Here is a 17,675-nt window from a genome sequence, read left to right as displayed (position 1 = left end):
TCCTACATAATTTTCAATTTTTCGTCTACAGCTATTTTTTTTGCTGTTTTACTTCCATATTTGTAAATAAACATCATCTTGTCTATTGCTATATAGTCACTGTTTCTATCTATAATATTACAATTTAAAAAATCTCTAATATACTTTTCTTCAACATCTTCTTTTGATAGTACTTCTTTTAATACTTCTTCTAATTCCTCTTTAGATATTTTCTTTACAATATACTTAATCACTAAAATATTTACTTTTAGGAATTCTAATATTTTATTCTTATCTAAATTAGTTATAAAGTTAATAGCTGCCTCATTATTCTTAATAGCTATAAGTTCTGTATTATAGCTAGGAAAATCTATATATCTTAATGCATCATAACTTATTTTTACTGCTTCTTCTTGTACACTTTCATAAGGTTGTTTTATAAACTTTATCGAATCATAATTTTTTCTTACTGCTAATAATTGTAACTCTTCACTTGGATTTTTAGAATATTTAATAGCCCACCCTGCTTGATTTATAGCTAATTTAATCACTTTATCAGTTGGATTTTTTATATAGTCTAATATACTCCATCCATCATTTACTGCTTTTATCATCATATCTTCTGTTGGGTCATTTATAAATTTAATTGCTCTAATATTGTTATCAATTGCTAATTCTTGCATCTCTCTAGTTGGATTATTTATATATTCTAGTACAAGTCCATTTTCTTTGATAGCTAATAGTTTCATCTCATCAGTTGGATTATTTATAGTTGCTATAATATTAGGATTATTTTTTATCATTTCAATAACTTTTGACTTTTCCATAATATGCCTTTCCTTCTATAGTTATTTTTATTTATATATTAATATAATAATCTATTCCTATTTATATAATTGTTTCTTATTATAATAAATATACTTTTTAAGCAAGTTTAAACAGAATAATTATACCAATTTTAAAAAAAATTTCTAAAATCTCATAAAACTAAGTGTTTTTAAATTCTGTTATTATATGTTAATTATAGTAGTTTTTTAATGATTTGTATGATTTATTGAGGTTTTAAGACTTTTTTTCTCTTTAAATACTTTTAAACTTTTTACAATTGTTCATATTATTCTTATTCAAAATTTATCACATATAAAAAATACTCTAATTTATAATAAAATAATAAAAAAAGAGATTAAACAATCAGTTTAATCTCTTTTATAAATTTATATAAGCTTAATCATTTTCATTTAACCATTTAGTTAGAACTTCTATATATTTATCATTTTCTTCAACAAATGGCATATGTCTTGAATATTCAAATAGTTCCCATTTACTATTAGGTATCCTATCATACATAGTCTTTGCAATATATGGTGAACACAAATCTATCGCTCCACTAGTTACTAAACAAGGTTCCTTTATTTCATGTAATCTATCTGTAAACTCATATCCAGAAAGAGTACCTGTAGGAGAAAATTCATTATATCCCCATCCTACAATATATGCTTCAGAACCAGACTTTTTAGGTCTTCTTAAACATTCAGGAGAATCTTCAGTTACTTCCCCTGCACAATACATCTCCATAAACTTTTCTAATGCATCATTATATTCTTTACTAGAGTAATCTCCAGTATTTACTGCATCAAGTAACGCTTTTTGGTCAGCTTCACTCATATATGATATTCTTCTTTTTTGTTCTTTTTCCCAAAGTTTTGCAGAAGAAAGAGTAGATGAAAGAATGTACGACTTGATACCCTTTGGTTTATATTCAATAGCATACCAAATAGCCTGCATACCTCCCCAAGACTGACCTAATAGATGTATTTCATCAAGCCCTAGATGTTTTCTTAGTTCGATAAGTTCTTTTATCCAAGTGTCTGCATTAAATAACTCAGGATGCCCTTCTACAAATGAATTACCACAACCAATTTGGTCATACATTATAACTTGTCTTCCACTTTCAGCTATCTTGTCCAATACTTCAAAATAGTTATGTGTAGAACCTGGACCTCCGTGAAGTAGTACTAATGGTTTCTTTCCTTCTGTAGCTTCTCCCACTATACGGTAATAGGTTTTAAAACCTTCAAAAGGCATGTATCCTTCAGTAATTTTCATGTTTATCTCCTCCAATTTGTCATTATGAACAATAATTAAGTTCATTAATAAGGCTATTTAAAACTTCTCATACATATTTAATTATGTATTTTTATCTTTATACTTACTTTTATAAATAGTATAACATAAAAGTTAAAAATCACCATACAAAACAAATTATAAAATCATATTAATTATATAATTTTATTTTTTATTAATAATAGTATATACATTTTTGACTATTTTCATTTGCTACAACTATTTTTATTTGTTATTATGATATGAAATAAAAAAAATATCATCATGATGTATACCAGTTTTCTTGCATTTCTAATATTCTTATGAACATACTATACTTATAATCAACATAATAATATTTTAAAGTCAGTTGTACTTGTCAGTATGAGCTTTATAGCGCTATTTATTGGTATTATTAGCAAATCATCAAAAGCAACAATTATTACATCATTTTTGTTAATATTTTTAACTCAAGCAAATGTAGGAGATTTTACACTGGCAAATAATATATACAAAAACTTTCATAAAATAAAAATATACTGATTGTATTTAGCTAAATAGGGCAATAAAATAATTAAGTATAATTAATTACATTTCAAACCCTATTAGTTTTATGTTAAAATTATCTTTATTATAGTTGTTTACAGGAGGTTTATATTTGAATAATATTAATTCACTTAAAGTAATAAAATTATCTCTTGGATGCTCTCTTGCTATATCTATTGCTTGGCTGTTAAAATTAGAATACTCTATGGTAGCTGGAGTTATAGTACTACTTACAGTAAAAGACACTAAAAAAGAAACGCTTAAGGGTTCTATTGGAAAGGTTTATGGTTTTCTTTTATGTACTATTTTTTCCTATTTATGTTTTAATATTTTAGGATATAATTTGACTTCATTTTCAATATTTATATTCATAATTATACCACTTTGTTTTTTATTAAAAATTCAAGATGTTATTGCCATGTGTGTAGTAATTGCATCCCATTACTTCCTACAAGGAGAAACATCTATTAAATGGATTTTAAATGAAGCTGGAATATTTGCAATAGGTACTGGAATAGGTGTCATAATAAATATGTATATTCCAACAAATATACATAAAATCTATGAAGTCCAAAAAAAGTTACAAGAAGAAGTGAGTATTGTGCTTATAGATATTGCCAATATTATTGTAAATCCTAAAAAAGAAAATAGGTTCAGTAGAGATTTATATACCTTAAATTCACTTATTGATAGTAGTATTTCTGAAACTTATGATAATATTAATAATACTTTATTAAGTGATACTAAATTTTTCTTAGAACATATGGATATTATAAAAAGCCAACGGGATATCTTAGAAGACTTATATAGTTATGTATCTCAACTAGACTCTACTCCACCACAAGCTCATATTCTATCTGCTTTCATACATAAGATAGGTTATACTGAATTTGAAGCCGAAACAGGGAATCTTCTTCTTGAAGAATTGGGCAGGTTAATGCTTAGTATGCAAAATCAACCTCTACCTGTTGATAGAACAGAATTTGAAAATAGAGCTATTTTATTTTTCTGCTTAACTAAATTAAAACAGTTTTTAATTAACCGTATACGTGCTCAAGTTCTCAGAGATAATAATTTTTATAAATAGTATTATGAATCAAAAACAGGTAGATAATCTCCCTGCTTTTTGATTCGTAATACTATTTCAAATTATATTCTACAGTAAAATACTACTATATTTTTTAGATTTAAAGTGGATACACTCAATCTATTAATTTAATTATTTAGATTTAAATAATCAGATATATTATAAAAATGAATATTAAAAATTGTATAAACACCATTTTCTGAGTATACATCAATCTTATGATCTAAGTTATCTATCATCTTTTTTGCAAAGTATAATCCCATTCCAGTAGATTTATACAATCTATTTCTTCCATTTGTTCCTGTAAATCCTCTATTAAAAACTCTACATATATCCTCTTCATTTATACCTATACCATAATCCTTTATAGATAACACTACTCCGTTTTCTAATGGCTTTGCATTAAATTCAATTTTACCAACTTCTTTTGAGTATTTTATAGCATTATTAATAATTTGGTCTAAAATATAGGCTATACATTTAGAATCAGTGTAAACAGTATAATTTAAGTTGTTTAAACTAACTTCAATATTGTTTTTTATGAGTAAAAACGAGTTATTCTTTATAGAGGATTTTATTAATTTTTCTAGATTAACTTTATTCATAAATATGTCCTCAAACATACTATTACTTCTACTACTATATAAAATAGAATTTACTAAAAAGTTTATTTTTGCAATTTGATTCTTAATATCTGTACTATCTTCTATATTATTTAATCTATCTGTAATTATACTCAAAGATGATATTGGAATCTTTATTTCATGAACCCATTTAGCTATGTATTCATCTAATTCTTTTAGAGATTGTTTGTAATTTTTTGTATCATCATTATTCTTTGATTTCAAATTTTCAATAATATCTCTCATGATATTTGCTTCAAAGGATTGTCCACTAATCAAGTAGTTGTCTATATCATCATTATTTTCTAGACACTTACATAAATCTTTATAGCTATTTTTAAAGTTTATATAATCTACAATAAAAAATACTATTATTATGAGTAAAGCTAGAAAATCTAAGTATATTAACTCTGCATATTGATTCTCAAATATATTTATAGCAAATAAGTAAATATTTATTATACTAATGATAATAAAAAAAAGCACAATATACTTGAATCTGTCTTTTAAATATTTTACTATCATTATATTATATATCCTATTCCCTTTTTAGTTTTTATAAAATCATCAACACCTAACTCTTTAACCTTACTTCTCAATCTATTTATATTTACAGTAAGAGCATTATCTGTAACAAATTCATCATTATCCCATAAAGTCATCATAAGACTTTCTCTTGATACAACTTTATTTTTATTTTTTAATAATAAGTTTAAAATTTTTATTTCGTTTTTAGTCAATTCTATATCTTTTTCCTTGTACTTGTGTTTTATAATTCCTTTTCCTACATCAAACATTAAATCTTTGTAGTATAGAATACTATTAGAGTCGCTATAATTATAAGCTCTTCTTATTATCCCATTTATTTTGGTAACTAAGATATCTATAGAAAATGGTTTTGTAATATAATCATCTCCTCCATTATTTATTCCCATTATTAAATCCATATCAGAATCTCTTGATGAAAGGAATATGATTGGAACATTTGAAACACCCCTTATTTTCTCGCACCAGTAAAATCCATTATACAGTGGTAAATTAACATCCAAAAGTACTACATCTGGTTTTTTATCTATAAATTCTTCTAAAATCAGTTCAAAATTATCAATTACTTCTACTTTAAATCCCCATCGTTCTAACGCCAAAGCAATTTCTTTTGATAAATCAATATCATCTTCTATTAATAAAATTTTATACATTTATGCAATCTCCATTATTTTAATATTTTATTATAATATAAATTATCTCTATCATATTATATTTTGTATACATTTATTAGTCAAACGGCTTAAACCTAATTAATAAGAGACTCTTATTGTAAGAGTCTCTTTGTTTTAACAAATTTATTGATTAATTTTCGTATATTACCTTCTTAAACTTATTAATAGATACTGCTCCATATATTATGAAGATTATTAAGCATATTACTAAGCTTAATATATATATACTAAATAAATCAGCCATTAGTAAACTGCCTGCTAGTCTTAATGCAAAGTAACTTGATATTGTTGCACTTAACATTGGTAAAGTGTAAAATATAGCTACTTCTTTAAAGACAGCTTTATTTATTTCTTTTTCTGTAGTTCCTATCTTCAATAAAGTTTTATATTTATCTCTATCTTCATAAGCATCACTATATATTTTCATGTATATTATGCTTCCAGCCACAAGCGTAAATACTAAAAATAAAAATACAAGCACTACATATGCAAATTTCATCCATTGACTTTCGTTTTGAGCTTTATATCCATTTCTCATGTAGCCACTTTTCATACTTAAATTTTTTTCAATATTATCGAACATCTTTTGGCTATTTTCTTCCTCAGATACTTTCGCTCCATAAAAATATATTTGTTCTCCTTTGTCTTTTAACTTAGAGTAGATGTTATCATTTACTACTATAATGCTGTCATTAATCCCTGTTCCCAATACTGGTACTTTTATTTCCCCTTTTGTAATATTATATACTTGTCCATCAATGTTCACACTAGTTTCTTTTTTAGCTAATGTTAATATCGTTTGAGGACTTTTTAACTGCATTACATTATTTCCTTCAACTAATTTTTCGCCATACTCTTTTAATTCCTTCTCATTTCCATTTACTTTGAGAATATTGTAAAAATCACTGTATTTCATTATTATATTTAATTTATCATAATCATCTTTGCTATCTGGATTTTCTAAAGCTATTAGTTCTGGATTTACTGAATATCTTATACTATTAGTATCTTTTATTATATCTTCTATTTGTGTTCTATCTACTTCATTTTTATCTATTGAAACTATACTAACAGTATATACATTCCTCTGTTCTTGAGCATTTTGTTGCATATGTTTTATGGCAACTGATGCACCAAGGGTTGATATTGTAGTCGTTATAATTATAGCTATTATAGAGTAAGTTTTATAGTTTTTATTTAATCTATAATTTATATTGTTTATTGCTATTATATTATTTCCATTGAATAATACCTTTTTATTTTTCATTATCATATGAAATACAACAGGCATAACTGATTTAAATAAACCATAAGTACCTATTATTATTATCACTATAACTGGTATTACACTAGCTATGTTTCCAGAGCGTATATCCATAGAAAGATAATAACCATATCCTAATACTAAAATTGATATTATGGCTAATATGTATAATCCTATACCTACTTTTGGTATTTTGTCTTGTTTCTTAGATGTGTTAATTAGGTTTATTACACTACTTCTACATATTGTTACAAAACCTTTTATAGTCATTATCATAAATATAGAAATAAATATCAAACTGGCATACATTATAGCTTTGATACTAAACCCATTGGATACATTTATATCAAATCCTGATAATTTTATTATTACTACCTGGAAAAATCTAGATGTTATTATCCCTATAAGTATTCCTGTGATACAAGAGCTTATTCCTATAAGCATATTTTCTACAAAATATATTTTTCCTATAGTATATAAATCCAATCCCATAAAAGATAGTATCCCTATTTCTTTTGACCTATTTTTAAAGAATATATTTGTCGCATACCATATAAAGAAAAATAAAAATACTGACAATATTATTATTACAGATATTAACACTGATAATGTGAATTTCTGATTTTCCCCTTGCAATACATTTATGGCATCACCATATCTTAGTAATTCAAAATTAGTCAGTACAACTACTGAAAAGACCATAGATATAAAAAATGCCAGATAAGTTCTTATATTACTTTTAAAATTATTATAAGCAATTCCAAGTACACTCACTTACATTTCACCTCCCATAGAGGCCAACATATCCATAATTTTTCCATAAAATTCTTTTCTACTACTTCCTTTGTTTAATTTACACTTTATAGTTCCATCATTTATCATATATACTTCATTTGAATAACTTGCTGTTAGAGGGTCATGTGTAATCATTATAATAGTAGCATTATTCTCTTTATTTATTCTTTCTAATGAGTTTAAAAGTTCATAAGCTGATTTAGAATCTAAAGCACCTGTTGGCTCATCAGCAAATACTACTGCTGGATTTGTAATTAGTGACCTCGCTGCTGCACCTCTTTGTTTTTGACCTCCTGATAATTGATATGGATATTTATCTAAATGATTTTCTAATCCAAATTTTTTGGCTATCGAAAATACCTTACCTTCAATTTCTTTACTTTTCTTTTTCCCTAATGCCAGAGGAAGTGCTATATTATTCATGAGTGTCATATTATCTAATAAGTTATAGTCTTGAAATATAAATCCTATCTTCTCTCTTCTTAATTTTGATAGTTCATTATTTTTTACTTTAGATATGTTAATTCCATCGAGTATTATTTCTCCTGAGGTTTGTTTGTCAAGTGTAGACATTAGATTAAGTAATGTTGTTTTTCCTGCACCTGATGGACCCATTATTGCTATAAAATCACCTTCATTAACTGTGAGAGATATACTTTTTAATACATTTGTTTTAAATCCTTTTATACCATAATCTTTTGATATATTCTTTATTTTTAATATTTCTTTCATAATTAATAACCTCCACTTGTTCATTTCTTAGTATATCTTTATTTTAAAGGTTTTGTACGGTTAAATCCTTATGTAAATATTACATTTTATCTACCAGTATTACACTTTTGTAACATAGAAAGGTTATTAATAAATATGTTTCTTAAGTTTGTATTTATATTAATTTCTTAATTCTGAAAATATCATTTACTTATTAAATAATCATCATATATATGTATTTTATTTTTATATTCAATACTTCTAAATGCCTTACTTATATTATTTATTTTATTAATCTCCGTCATTTTAGATTTAAAATATAATTTTTAGCATCCTCAAAATTATCAAATAGTCTAAAATTATTTGATTTATTTAACTCTAACATTAGTTCTGAAAATCTTTTATTTATCCTATTTTTATCATCAACAATTGCAGCAACTTGTATCCTATAATTTATAAATTTTTGTATTGTAATACCTGCCAAACCTGTCTTTAAATTAAAAAAATCATCTGTAAGTGAATTCTTACTCAACATCAAATAATCTGTACCATGTTCCATACACAGTGATATAATATCCATGATTTCTTCTTCATTACTAAATTTGCTATCTACAAAAATATATTTTTTATCCTTTTGTTCTCTTATATCGTAATTCATTTTAATTCCTCATTTCTACTTTAAATATTTTCTATTAATAAAGATATAGAGCTTAACATTTCCTCAATAAACTTTATATCTCCCCATAACATAACCCTAAGCCTATTTTCATTTTCAGCATACTTCAAATTAATGGTAGAACCACTTGATATTGAAGTTGGATTATTTGTAAGTGCCAAAAGCAAATTTGATAAACGTGAATATTCATTATTAGATATATTATTTATCTCAACTACTGTAGATACATTAACTTTTGGGATGCTCGCTAAGTTTTCAGATGCATTTAACCTAAATTCTATACCCTTATCTTCATTTTCACTCTTTACATCCATAAAACTATTTAAATCCTCTTGTGATACTCTCCACTGCTTACCGACTTTATTAGCTTTTAATTTCCCATCTTTTATAAACTTTCTTATTGTTTTATGATGCATTTCTAAAATATTCGCAACTTGGTCTATTGTATAAAACTTTTCCTCCATAACTACACTTACCTTTCATTTGATAATAATAATATATTAGTTTAAGAATATCAAAAAGTCAAATTTATTTTGTATTTTATTGCTATTTATTATATTTTATTGCTTTTTAATGCTCTATTGAAATTATTATAATCTTTGTATAGAGGTTCCAATCAAATTTTAAAAGGACAAATAAATCTTATAAAAAACTTCAAAACTTACATAAAAAAGTAACTCAAAATCATTTAAAATCATTTTGAGTTACTTTTTTACAATTTTTCTATAATTTTTAATGCTAAAGATAAATCTCTAAAATAATATCCAGCAACATTTAATTGTTATTTAATAATTGATATTTTCAAGCTTTAATACCTTTTTTATACTGTTATCATCTTTAAAATTTGTTGTTCTTTTACAGTCTTTTACTTTAAACTCAGGAATAGTTTTAAATTCTTCATCGCATATTCCGTCTTTGTTTAAATACATACAACTTGACATTCTAACTATTAAACCACTATTTTTTAACTCAAACAACACAGGGTCTATTCCTCCACCATCACCTCCAGTAGTTTCTCCTACTAAAGTTGCAAACTTAGTCTCTTTACAAAACATAGAAAACGACTCTGATGATGAATATACTTTTTCATCTACAAGTAAGTATATATTACCTTTAAATTCCAAATCATTATTAGTATTTATGGTATAAGAAGTTTTTTCAAAATCACTAAAATTTTTTAAAGTTTCCTTTGGTGCATTTTTCTTTACACCTACTGGTAGGTTTTCTATAGGCTCTAACTTTATATTTCTTGCATTGGTGTATTTTTTAACTATTTTATTATTATTTCTATAGAGTCTATAACCCTCTATTTTTATATCATTTTTTATAAGTTTAGATACAATTCCTTTCCAATACCTATCACTTCCGCCTGAATTTCCTCTTATATCAATAATTAGAGTTTGATATTTTTCTAAAGTATTAACATAATCTCCTATCATTTTTAAATCCTTATCCATTGACCCATTTTGTGGTGACATTGATGGTAAATACATGTATCCAACCTTACCTTTAATTATATCTTCTAAAATCAGTTCTTTTTTTACAAAAATATCATTTGGTATTTTTATTTTAGTATTTATAGAATTATATCTATCTACAACTTTTTTTTCATTAAGAAAGTCATACCAATTATTATTAGAGTATGATTTTTTAAAAAGTTCATATCTGTTTTTATTATCTATTAACTCAGTATGTTTATTGTTTAATTCTGATAATATAGAGGATACTTCTTCTATAAACTCTTCATCACTTTCAGTATTTTTAATTCTTTTTATATATTTGTCCTTATTTTCTAACCAGTCAATATGATTAAGTCTCTTATTTACATCCAAGTAAGGATACCCTGTTTTTATAACATTATATACATATTTAAAGTCATCTATCTTTTCTTCCTCAGATAGTTGCTTCTTTTGGGAATAAGTATTATTACTTAGTAAAATTATAGATATACAAATAATTCCTAAAAACAATATTTTCTTTTTCATACAATTTTCATCAACTCTCCAAGTTTATATTTTAATAGCCTATATTATTATAACTATTCTACACTAATACTTATATCTTATTATAATTTATATTTCCACAAATATACTTAAAATTCGTCTTCTTATGATTTTATAAAAAGCCTCTAAATATATAAATATACTTGAATATGGCTACTCTAAAGTAAAATTACTATTTAAATAATTTTCTTTTATATCTAAGTGCATATATTATTTTACAAAACTATCATAAATATTATAATTAATTTTTAACTGCAACCATACATACTGTAATCTTATTTGATATAGAATTTTCTATATTTTCTTTTAACAAGTCAATTATTTTTTATACAACCATTACTATTTTTAAGTTTAATTTATTACTAATGATAATATTAAGTTTTTATATCCTATTTTTTATATAATCCTTTTTTATTTTCTACTATTAATATTACATAGTTTTATATTTCATTATAGATAATAGTATTTGTAAAAATATATGAATTATTTCAAATTTAACCCTTATTAAAAATAAATTATTTTACTGTTTTAGGGCATACTTACTATTAATAAAATTAGCATAAAACTTTAGGATAGGAGAAACACATATGATATTTTTCATTGTAGGATTTATTGCATCTATTGTAGGAGCAATTTCTGGACTTGGTGGAGGAATTATTATAAAACCAGTGCTAGATGCAGTAACTACACTAGATGCTTCAGTTATAAGTTTTTTATCAACTTGTGCTGTATTTACTATGTCTTGTTCAGCTGTTATTAAACATATTAGATATAAAACTAAATTTGAAAAACCAACAACTATATTGCTTGGAAGTGGAGCAATTTTAGGAGGTTTAATTGGTACTGAAATATTTGAATTTATAGTTGAATTTATTAACAAAGATAAACTTGTAAAAATAATTCAGAATGGACTTCTTTTTACTTTATTAATATCTATATTAATATACATAAATCTACCTAATAAAAAACAATTCCATATAAAGAATCGTATATTTATAATTTTACTTGGATATACTTTAGGAATGATTTCATCTTTTTTAGGAATAGGTGGTGGTCCTATAAACATAACAGCTCTGACGTTGTTTTTCTCGATGGATTTAAAGAACGCATCTGTTAACTCAATAATACTGATACTATTCTCTCAAGCTTCAAAAATAATAACTCTATTAATTTCAAACTCTATACCTTTAGGTCTTGATATATCAACGTTATTATGCATAATGCTTGCTGCAGTTTTAGGTGGGTTGTTAGGTACTGCTATTAATAAAAAAATAAGTAAGGCAAAATTAATCATTGCTTATAATGCTGTTATGTTGTTTGTAATAATAACATGTTCATGGAACATAGTAAGGTTATTTTAAAGGAGGAATTCTCAATGAATAAGAATGATTTACTTAAAATAGTTAAAAATACTTATATATATGGATATCCAATAGTAGGTATGTATGAATTGCTATATACGCAGATTATGAATACCCAAACTAGATTAACAAATTTTAATGAATTTGCTCATACTGCCACTGTAGCATCACCACAAACATCATTTATACCAGCACCAAACAATGATACTACATACTCAACAGCTTGGCTTGACTTACGTAAAGAACCTGTAATAATAGAAGTACCTAACACTTGATAGATGCTATTTGTGGTAAATGGTTACCTCCTGTTGTTACTAGAGTAAACTAATAAAATTTTTAATATTTAAAAGGAGTTATGTCTATGAGTAATTTCGCTTATACTGAAAAATCGAAGTTTGTTAATCCTAGATTGACAGAACATTCTAAAACAATGGAACAAAAAATTTATAAAACAGGTGAAAATGTATATAGTGCTGTTGGATTTGGATTATCTTATCCAGTTATGATTGAAGGAACTGATGGCATTATAATCATAGACCCAGCTGAAACTATAGAAATGATGGAAGAAATAATGAAGGGCTTTCGTAAAATCACTGATAAACCAGTCAAAGCAGTCATAGTTTCTCATAATCATGGTGACCATTGGGGCGGTATGAGTGTCTGTGTAAGTCAAGAACAAAGCCAAAATAAAGAAGTTTTAGTTATTGTCGATGAAACATTTATAAAACATTTCTCTCAAGCTAGTGGGGAACTACTAGATATTAGAATGGGAAGAGCTGTTTGGATGTATGGTTCTATACTTCCCAAAGGAGAACATGGCTATGTTAACTTAGGTTGTGGACCTGTTTTATCTAAAGGTTCTAATAAATTTATTACACCAAACACATTTGTATCTGTTGAAAATGGATTGAAAATTACTATATCAGGTGTTGATTTAGAGTTATTCCACTGTGAGGCTGAAACTGAAGATGCTGTATGTGTATTTTTACCTAAAGAAAAGATAATGTTTGTTGGAGATGCTGTTCAAGGCGAAATATTTCCTAACATATATACTGTTAGAGGTACTGTTCGCGATGCTAAGAAATGGTATGCAGGAATTGATAAAATTCGTAATTATCAACCACATTATTTAGTTGGAACTCATATGAGACCACTACATGGTAAAGATGAATGTACTTCTCTTCTAACAGACTATAGAGATGCTATACAGTATACTCATGACCAAACAGTTAGACTTATAAATATGGGATATACTCCTGATTATGCAATAAATGAATTAGGACAACTTCCCCCGCATCTATTTCAAAGAGAACGTTTAGGTGAATTTTATGGAACTTTTAAACAAGGCATTAAAGGTGTTTATGACCAATATATAGGCTGGTTTAATGGTGAAGCAAGTAAATTAAATCCTATTTATCCTAAAGATGCAGCTAAAAAATATATAAAAATTATGGGTGGTCGTGAAGTAATATTAACTGAAGCTAAAAAGGCTATCGATGACAAAGATTATGAATGGGCTGCAGAAATATTAAACTATCCTATCCGTATAAATAATAACGATATGGAAGCTAGAAGCCTTAAGGCATCTGCTGTTCGTATGCTTGGATATCAAACAGAGAATGCCACTTGGCGTAATTGGTATCTAACTAGTGCAATGGCATTAGATGGAACTTTTGAACAGATAGTAAAACAAGGTGGAGCCAATGCAGGATTCCCTCCTTTTTCAAATTCATTTATAGGTCTAACATCCAAAGCTATGTTTGAATCTTTCAAAGTTAAGCTAAATGGTCCTAAAAGTTCTGCTGTTCATATGACACTACTAGCATGTGTAACTGATACTAATGAAGTGTTTAATTTAGAGTTACGTAGAGGAATTATTGAAATACATGGTCAAGATAGTGATATAGAAGCTGATGTTTCAATTGATGCGTCCAAAGAAATATGGGCAAAGCTAATAACAAAAGAAGTTAATATTATTGAAGCTATTGAAAATGGTCTAGCAAAATGTAATGAACCACAAAAATCCCAAGATTATTTGGACTTATTTGATGAATTTACTCCATTTGTAGATATGCCATTCTGGTTACAATAATTTTAAAGTGCCTATTTTGGATTTATTATTCAAATATAGGCACTTTGTTGTAATTTAAATTAATTTTTTAGTATCTTTAGTCTCTTACTTTGCATCTTTAGTCTTCCACTTTAAAATAAAAGCTAGAGAATACTCCCTAGTTTTTATTTAATCAGTTAAGATTCATAACTATACAACTACTTGTTGCAAATTGTATCAACTTCATATATATACCTATTAAGTATGTTTTCTAACATTTCTTGTCTTCCAGACTTATTCTTTATAGTTGACATTTGTAGTGCATAAGTTTCTAATTCCTTAAATCCAACCTTACCTTCTACTATGTCTTTACCTATACCTTCACTAAAACTTACATATCTATCTTTAGTAAAGTTTTCAAATACTTCATCCTCTAATAATTTATGAGCTATTAATAATCCTTTTGCAAATGTATCCATTCCTGCAATATAAGCTAAAAATAAATCTTCTACTTCAAAAGATGCTCTTCTTACTTTAGAGTCAAAGTTAAATCCACCTGGTGCTATTCCACCTTGCTTTAACACTTCATACATTGCAAGTGTTGCATCATATATATTTGTTGGGAATTGGTCTGTATCCCATCCTAATAATAAATCTCCTTGATTTGCATCAACACTTCCTAAAACATTGTTTATTCTAGCTATATTTAACTCATGTTGGAAAGTATGACCTGCAAGTGTTGCATGGTTTGCTTCTATATTCATTTTGAAGTATTTATCTAAATTGTACTTTCTTAAGAATCCTAAAACTGTAGCAGTATCAAAGTCATATTGATGTTTAGTAGGCTCCTTTGGCTTAGGTTCTATTAAGAATTGTCCAGTAAATCCAATTTCTTTAGCATAATCTACAGCCATTTTTAGAAATCTTGCAAAGTTATCCATTTCAAGTTCTGTATTAGTATTAAGTAAAGTTTCATAACCTTCTCTTCCACCCCAGAATACAAAGTTTTCTCCACCTAAATACTTAGTAACTTCCATAGCCTTTTTCACTTGAGCCGCTGCATAAGCGTAAACATCAGCATTACAAGTTGTAGATGCCCCATGAACAAATCTTGGATTACCAAACATATTAGCAGTTCCCCATAACAATTTTATACCTGTCTCTTTCATTTTAAGTTTTATGTACTCAACTATTTCATCTAATATTTTATTTGTTTCAGCTAAATCTTTTCCTTCTGGAGCTATATCTCTATCATGGAAACAGAAATACTCAATTCCCATCTTAGTCATAAATTCAAATCCTGCATCAACTTTAAACTTTGCTATTTCCATTGGATTTGTCATGTTATTCCAAGGTCTATCTACTGTACCTACTCCAAATGGGTCATTACTTTCTCCACATAAAGTATGCCAGTAACTCATTGCAAACCTTAAGTGCTCTTTCATAGTCTTATCTCCTACTACTTGTTCAGGATTGTAGTATCTAAATGCTAACTCATTTTCAGAATTTATTCCTTCAAATTTTACTTGTCCTATTCCTTTAAATATTTCACTCATTTTATATCCTCCCAATGTTTTACACATATGATGTATGTAATATTTTTTATTAGTTTAAACCTGTTTTAATTATTTATCTTTAAAATTAACTGCTTCATCTAACATCTTAAAATCATCTTTTAAAGACTTGTATAATTTTTTATACAATTTGTGATATCTCTTGTACATGTCCACATTTTCATTTATTGGTTCTAACTTAGTTGAAGTTTTTATTATGACATTGCAAGCTTGTTGTATATTTTCATATATTCCTGACCCTACTAGTGCAAGAATTGCAACTCCCAATGCTGGACCTTCACTTGAGTTTATAGTATATACATCTTGATTAAACATATCTGCCTGCATCTGTCTCCAGACTTTACTTTTACCTCCTCCTCCAGAGGCTCTTACTTCATTAACATCTATATTAAGGCTTTGTATTATATCCATACAATCTTTTAAACTGTATGAAACACCCTCCATAATTGCTCTTGCCATTTCTTTTTTAGAGTGCATTGGAGATAATCCAAAGAACACTCCTCTAGCATAAGGGTCAAGATGAGGAGTCCTCTCTCCCATCATATATGGTAAGTAAAGTAATCCATTACATCCTGATGATACCTGACTTACTTGCCCATTTATAATTTCATATACATCTTTCTCTAAAGATTTTGAAATTTCTATTTCTCTTTGACAGAAATTATCCTTAAACCATTTTAATGATAATCCTGCCCCTTGAGTAACACCCATAACATGCCATGTATTTGGTACTGCGTGACAGAAAGTATGAACTCTACCTTCTTTATCAACTTTAGGTTCTTTTGTATATGCAAATACCACCCCTGATGTGCCAATAGTAGATGAAACTACCCCTTCTTCAACTATTCCATTTCCTATAGCTCCTGCTGCTTGGTCTCCAGCTCCTCCTACAACTATTGTTCCTTCTTTAAGCCCTGTTAAGTCTGCTACCTCTTTAGTCACATATCCTGTTATTTCTTGAGATTCATAAACTTTACCTAAAAGGTTTTTATCGATATTTAACTTTTCAAGTACTTCATCACTCCAATTTCTTTTACTTATATCAAGTAACTGCATACCACTTGCATCTGATACTTCTGTAGCATACTTTCCTGTCAACTTGTATCTTATATAGTCTTTTGGAAGAAGTATTTTATTAGTATTTTTGTAAATATCAGGTTCGTTATTTCTAACCCATAATATTTTTGATGCTGTAAAGCCTGTAAGTGCTGGATTAGCAGTTATTTCAATTAATCTTTCTTTTCCCACTAAGTCAGTTATCTCTTCACATTCTTTTATTGTACGTTGGTCACACCATATTATAGAGTTTCTTAATGTATTACCTTCTTTATCTAGCATAACTAGACCATGCATCTGTCCTGATAATCCAATTCCTTTTATATATTCACTACTTATATTTGAACTTTGAATTACATGTCTTATAGATTCTACTACAGCTTTCCACCAGTCATTAGCATCCTGTTCTGCCCAACCTGATTTCTCTTGTATAAGAGGATATTCATATGTACAGCTTTCTATAGTATTTCCTAGTTTATCAAATAAGACAGTTTTCGTACCTGATGTACCAATATCTACACCTAATACATACTCCAATTTAATCCCTCCTTGAGATAGTACTTATAATTATCGTTTTCCTATTCCAATTTTTTTATGTTTAGATATATTTTACTTGCTTTATTTTTG

Annotated in this window: 15 protein-coding genes; 4 read left to right on the top strand and 11 right to left on the bottom strand. The window is 26.9% G+C overall.

Features of this window, described 5'->3' with window-relative positions:
- Positions 1-2: 2 nt before the first annotated feature.
- Positions 3-806 carry a hypothetical protein gene (locus tag JJC01_04225; protein UDN59074.1) on the bottom strand — a complete coding sequence of 268 codons (804 nt, stop codon included), beginning with the start codon at positions 804-806 and terminating at the stop codon, positions 3-5.
- A 397-nt stretch (positions 807-1,203) separates the two neighbouring features.
- Entirely contained in the window at positions 1,204-2,085 is an 882-nt protein-coding gene (locus tag JJC01_04220; protein UDN59073.1) for a proline iminopeptidase-family hydrolase, read from the bottom strand.
- Between the two features lie 655 nt (positions 2,086-2,740).
- Here JJC01_04220 and JJC01_04215 point away from each other — a divergent pair.
- The gene (locus JJC01_04215) at positions 2,741-3,715 is read left to right on the top strand and encodes a hypothetical protein (GenBank protein UDN59072.1); all 975 of its coding nucleotides are present in this window, start codon (positions 2,741-2,743) and stop codon (positions 3,713-3,715) included.
- Positions 3,716-3,843: 128 nt separating this feature from the next.
- On the opposite strand, the gene JJC01_04210 is transcribed toward JJC01_04215, so the two are convergent.
- The 7 genes from JJC01_04210 to JJC01_04180 all read right to left on the bottom strand — a co-directional run bounded on the left by JJC01_04210 (position 3,844) and on the right by JJC01_04180 (position 10,989).
- On the bottom strand, positions 3,844-4,863 hold the full coding sequence (locus JJC01_04210) for a sensor histidine kinase (GenBank protein ID UDN59071.1): 1,020 nt from the start codon (positions 4,861-4,863) through the stop codon (positions 3,844-3,846).
- Positions 4,863-5,537, bottom strand: a complete 675-nt coding sequence (locus tag JJC01_04205) for a response regulator transcription factor (protein UDN59070.1) — start codon at positions 5,535-5,537, stop codon at positions 4,863-4,865. The genes JJC01_04210 and JJC01_04205 overlap by 1 nt, the downstream gene beginning before the upstream one ends.
- A gap of 151 nt (positions 5,538-5,688) precedes the next feature.
- Complete coding sequence (locus JJC01_04200; protein UDN59069.1) at positions 5,689-7,596, bottom strand: ABC transporter permease; 1,908 nt, start codon at positions 7,594-7,596, stop codon at positions 5,689-5,691.
- Positions 7,597-8,349: an ABC transporter ATP-binding protein gene (locus tag JJC01_04195; protein UDN59068.1), complete on the bottom strand. Its 753-nt coding sequence runs from the start codon at positions 8,347-8,349 to the stop codon at positions 7,597-7,599.
- Positions 8,350-8,629: 280 nt separating this feature from the next.
- The gene (locus JJC01_04190) at positions 8,630-8,986 is read right to left on the bottom strand and encodes a DUF4180 domain-containing protein (GenBank protein ID UDN59067.1); all 357 of its coding nucleotides are present in this window, start codon (positions 8,984-8,986) and stop codon (positions 8,630-8,632) included.
- A 20-nt stretch (positions 8,987-9,006) separates the two neighbouring features.
- Complete coding sequence (locus JJC01_04185) at positions 9,007-9,468, bottom strand: helix-turn-helix domain-containing protein (GenBank protein UDN59066.1); 462 nt, start codon at positions 9,466-9,468, stop codon at positions 9,007-9,009.
- Between the two features lie 321 nt (positions 9,469-9,789).
- Positions 9,790-10,989 carry a peptidase S41 gene (locus JJC01_04180; GenBank protein UDN59065.1) on the bottom strand — a complete coding sequence of 400 codons (1,200 nt, stop codon included), beginning with the start codon at positions 10,987-10,989 and terminating at the stop codon, positions 9,790-9,792.
- Positions 10,990-11,594: 605 nt separating this feature from the next.
- On the opposite strand from JJC01_04180, the gene JJC01_04175 reads away from it, so the two are divergent.
- The 3 genes from JJC01_04175 (at position 11,595) to JJC01_04165 (ending at position 14,460) form a co-directional block, all read left to right on the top strand.
- A complete protein-coding gene (locus JJC01_04175; GenBank protein ID UDN59064.1) occupies positions 11,595-12,368 on the top strand; it encodes a sulfite exporter TauE/SafE family protein in 774 nt (257 codons plus the stop codon).
- A 14-nt stretch (positions 12,369-12,382) separates the two neighbouring features.
- On the top strand, positions 12,383-12,643 hold the full coding sequence (locus JJC01_04170) for a DUF1254 domain-containing protein (GenBank protein ID UDN59063.1): 261 nt from the start codon (positions 12,383-12,385) through the stop codon (positions 12,641-12,643).
- An 86-nt stretch (positions 12,644-12,729) separates the two neighbouring features.
- A complete protein-coding gene (locus tag JJC01_04165; protein ID UDN59062.1) occupies positions 12,730-14,460 on the top strand; it encodes an MBL fold metallo-hydrolase in 1,731 nt (576 codons plus the stop codon).
- A 176-nt stretch (positions 14,461-14,636) separates the two neighbouring features.
- Here the strand turns inward: JJC01_04165 and xylA are convergent, their stop codons facing one another.
- A complete protein-coding gene (xylA, locus tag JJC01_04160) occupies positions 14,637-15,974 on the bottom strand; it encodes a xylose isomerase (protein ID UDN59061.1) in 1,338 nt (445 codons plus the stop codon).
- Between the two features lie 69 nt (positions 15,975-16,043).
- Positions 16,044-17,585 carry a xylulokinase gene (gene xylB, locus JJC01_04155; GenBank protein ID UDN59060.1) on the bottom strand — a complete coding sequence of 514 codons (1,542 nt, stop codon included), beginning with the start codon at positions 17,583-17,585 and terminating at the stop codon, positions 16,044-16,046.
- Between the last annotated feature and the right edge of the window lie 90 nt (positions 17,586-17,675).

The sequence above is a fragment of the Clostridioides sp. ES-S-0010-02 genome, assembly GCA_020641055.1.
In the GTDB taxonomy this organism is placed as follows: domain Bacteria; phylum Bacillota; class Clostridia; order Peptostreptococcales; family Peptostreptococcaceae; genus Clostridioides.
The sequence above is the reverse complement of the archived record's forward strand: the minus strand, read 5'-3'. Positions and strand labels throughout refer to the sequence as shown.

Bases quoted from the DNA above. Each gene is read 5' to 3' on its own strand.
- JJC01_04225 (UDN59074.1), bottom strand. From the start codon at position 806: ATGGAAAAGTCAAAAGTTATTGAAATGATAAAAAATAATCCTAATATT.
- JJC01_04220 (UDN59073.1), bottom strand. From the start codon at position 2,085: ATGAAAATTACTGAAGGATACATGCCTTTTGAAGGTTTTAAAACCTAT.
- JJC01_04210 (UDN59071.1), bottom strand. From the start codon at position 4,863: ATGATAGTAAAATATTTAAAAGACAGATTCAAGTATATTGTGCTTTTT.
- JJC01_04205 (UDN59070.1), bottom strand. From the start codon at position 5,537: ATGTATAAAATTTTATTAATAGAAGATGATATTGATTTATCAAAAGAA.
- JJC01_04195 (UDN59068.1), bottom strand. From the start codon at position 8,349: ATGAAAGAAATATTAAAAATAAAGAATATATCAAAAGATTATGGTATA.
- JJC01_04190 (UDN59067.1), bottom strand. From the start codon at position 8,986: ATGAATTACGATATAAGAGAACAAAAGGATAAAAAATATATTTTTGTA.
- JJC01_04185 (UDN59066.1), bottom strand. From the start codon at position 9,468: ATGGAGGAAAAGTTTTATACAATAGACCAAGTTGCGAATATTTTAGAA.
- JJC01_04180 (UDN59065.1), bottom strand. From the start codon at position 10,989: ATGAAAAAGAAAATATTGTTTTTAGGAATTATTTGTATATCTATAATT.
- JJC01_04175 (UDN59064.1), top strand. From the start codon at position 11,595: ATGATATTTTTCATTGTAGGATTTATTGCATCTATTGTAGGAGCAATT.
- JJC01_04170 (UDN59063.1), top strand. From the start codon at position 12,383: ATGAATAAGAATGATTTACTTAAAATAGTTAAAAATACTTATATATAT.
- JJC01_04165 (UDN59062.1), top strand. From the start codon at position 12,730: ATGAGTAATTTCGCTTATACTGAAAAATCGAAGTTTGTTAATCCTAGA.
- xylA (UDN59061.1), bottom strand. From the start codon at position 15,974: ATGAGTGAAATATTTAAAGGAATAGGACAAGTAAAATTTGAAGGAATA.